This window comes from Egibacteraceae bacterium (assembly GCA_040905805.1).
GTDB lineage: Bacteria > Actinomycetota > Nitriliruptoria > Euzebyales > Egibacteraceae > DATLGH01.
Genome location: JBBDQS010000042.1, coordinates 1 through 2850, shown reverse-complemented (window position 1 = coordinate 2850; position 2850 = coordinate 1). Strand labels below are relative to the sequence as shown.

Here is a 2850-nt window from a genome sequence, read left to right as displayed (position 1 = left end):
ACCCACCGCCGCCCGTCCAGCCCGTACATGATCTGCACGCGCTCACCTGCACCGGGCTGGCCGGCCGCATCGGCGATGAAGCGCAGGAACCGGCCGACCTCGTCGGGGCACGCACCGATCCACAGGGCCTGGGTGGTGAGGCTGAGGTCGCGCAACCACGCGTAGCGGTAGTCCCAGTTGTCGCCTCCACCGAGCTCGGCGGGCAACGACGTGGTGGCCGCCGCCAAGACCGCGCCGCTCGGCTGGTAGGTCAGCGCCTGCAGCACCAGCGCGCTGCGCCGCACCGCCTGCGCATGCCGGCCCTCGTAGGGGGTGTGCGCCGCAACCCAGGACCGCCAGCCCTCGATCGTCTCCATGAGTGCCTGGTCGGGATCCGGATGGTCCGGACCGCTGCGCTCCTGCGTGCTGTGCAACGGCGCGTAGCCGACCGCGAACGTCCGTCGCTGCCCTTCCTCCACCGTGAACTCCCCCACCGCAGCGGCGTCCTCCACGGCCAGCTCCACCGGGGTGTGCAGACGCAGTCGCACTGATCCACCCTCAGCGACGACCGACGTCGGCGCCGGGTGCAGGTGCGGGACGGTCAGCCCGTATTCGACGCGGGGAGCGAACTCGCAGCGCATCGCCACGCGGCCCCGGATGCCCGCCACGCTGCGGACCAGCAGCTGGGGGGCCCGGTAGCCGATGTCGTGTCCGCGTGCCCCGGGCTCCAGGGCCAGGCAGTCGAGCATGCGGACCTGTCCGGTGTCGGTGGTGACGGTGGTCTCCAGCACGAGGGTGTCGTGCAGGTAGCGCCGCGAGATCGCTGTCGGCTCGACCGCGCACAGACGCCAGTGGCCGGCTGCGGGATCCAGCAGGCGGCCGAAGACCGATGGCCCGTCGGCGCGCGGCGGACACCACCAGTCCACCGCGCCGTCGCCGGCCACGAGAGCGGGCGCGTGGCAGTCGGACAGCAGGGCGTAGTCGGCGATCGCCACGGGCGGGGCGTCACCGCCGGTCACCGGCGATCATCCCCGCCGTCGCGGCGCCGGTGGATCGGGTGGCCGCCGAACTGGTTTCGCAGCAGCGCGACGGCCTTCGCGGCGGGCCAGTCGAGGTCGCGGTAGGCCATGAGCAGCTGCTGGGCCATCGCCGTCACCGGCGTGGGGATGTCACGCTCCGACGCCCACTGCGTCACCCACTTGACCTCCCCGGTGTCCTCCACGTTCGTCGACAGCTGCTCGAGGTCGCCGAGCGTCCCCTCCTCCGCGCCGATGCCGCCGTGCGCCAGGGCGTTGCCCATCAGCTCCACCAGCCAGCTGCGGATCACCGTGCCGTGGTTCCAGTGCTCGAACACGGCCGGCAGGTCCAGGGCGTGGTCGAAGCCGCGCAGCAGCTCGACGCCTTCCCCGATCGCCTGGATCATCCCGAACTCGATGGCGTTGTGCACCAGCTTCACGAAGTGGCCCGACGGGGAGGGGCCGGCGTAGAAGACCGCGCCGTCGTCCACCGCGAGGTCGCGCAGCAACGGCGCCACCAGATCGAAAGCGTCGCGGGGCCCCCCGGCCATGAACGCTGCGCCCTGTCAGCCCAGCGCGTCGCTGATGCCCCCGCTCGTGCCGATGTCGAGGAAGCGGATGCCCTGCCCCGCCAGGTCGTCGTGGCGGCGACGCGAGTCCTCCCAGTGCGAGTTGCCGCAGTCGGCCACGACGTCGTCGGCGCCGAGAACGTCCCGCAGCGTGTCGAGGTTGGCATCGACCGGCTTTCCGTGGGGCACCCACATCAGCACCACACGGGGCGTCGGCAACCGGCCCGCGACGTCGCCGAGCTCCTCAACGGCCTCCAAGCCCTTCCCGACTGCTGCCGCGCGGGCGTCCCCGCTGGGATCCCAGCCGACCACCGCATGGCCCCGTTCGACGGCGAGCTGTCCGAGGCTGAGGCCCATGCGCCCAAGACCGAGGATCGCGAACTTCATGGTTGGTGAACCCCGCGATGGCGTGCTTGGCACCGCAGTAGGCGGCCTGGAGCGGGATGCCGCGAAAGGCCAGTGCGGAGCCGACCTGGATGATGGTGCCGCGGTTGCGCGGGGCCATCCGGGCCAACGCTGCGCGCGTGCCGTTGACGTAGCCCAAGTAGGTCACCGCCGTGATGCGCTCGAACTCCTCGGCGGTGACCGCGTCGAAGAAGGCGATCGCCCCGGTGAAGGCGTTGTTCACCCACACCGCCACGGGGCCCAGCTCTGTCTCGATGCGTTCGGCGGCATCGTCGAGGGCCCGGGGGTCGGCGACATCCGCGGAGACGCCCAGCGCGCGTCGCCCCAGGTGCTCCACCTCGGCGACGGTGGCAGCCAACCGGTCCTGATCGCGGGCGATGACGCCGATGTCCCAGCCACGGTGAGCCAGGCAACGCACGCTCGCGCGCCCGATGCCCGCGGTGCCACCGGTGACCACCGCGACGCCTCTGGACCGTCGTGCTCGACCTGCCGGTCGGCGGATCATGACCATGCCTGTTCCCTCGGGGCCTGGGTGCAGCCGGGGCGGGTCAGCGGCTGGCTAATGTGGCGCAGGCGCCACGGTGTCCGCTGACCTCAGTCCTCGATCGTGATCGTGGCCCTACCCGCGCGCCTCCCGGGCCACACCGGCGCTTTCGACTGTGGGCGATGACGGCACCACCGGTTGCCGAGAGACGACCACCCGGCACATCGTGGGAAGGCTGCTCACCATCACGTTGTTGCCATGCACATCGAGGCTTGCACGCCGACCGAGAGCCCCGACACCGCCACGTCGTCGACACCGAGCAGGATGAGCCGACATCTCCCCCGCTATAACCACCGGTATGCCGGGCAACGCGCTCGACACGCCAGGACGAAAGGCA

At 71.5% G+C, this 2850-nt stretch carries 4 protein-coding genes; all 4 read right to left on the bottom strand.

Annotated features, from left to right (window positions below):
* A partial coding sequence (locus tag WD250_05395; protein ID MEX2619635.1) for a trehalase-like domain-containing protein occupies positions 1–998 on the bottom strand: 998 nt, incomplete at its 3' end.
* Positions 995–1546 (bottom strand): hypothetical protein, encoded by a 552-nt coding sequence (locus WD250_05390; protein MEX2619634.1) that lies wholly within the window; start codon positions 1544–1546, stop codon positions 995–997. The genes WD250_05390 and WD250_05395, both read right to left, overlap by 4 nt.
* Positions 1547–1561: 15 nt before the next feature.
* A complete protein-coding gene (locus WD250_05385; GenBank protein ID MEX2619633.1) occupies positions 1562–1921 on the bottom strand; it encodes an NAD(P)-binding domain-containing protein in 360 nt (119 codons plus the stop codon).
* Complete coding sequence (locus tag WD250_05380) at positions 1809–2426, bottom strand: SDR family NAD(P)-dependent oxidoreductase (protein ID MEX2619632.1); 618 nt, start codon at positions 2424–2426, stop codon at positions 1809–1811. Before WD250_05380 ends, WD250_05385 begins: the two co-directional genes overlap by 113 nt.
* Positions 2427–2850 lie beyond the last annotated feature (424 nt).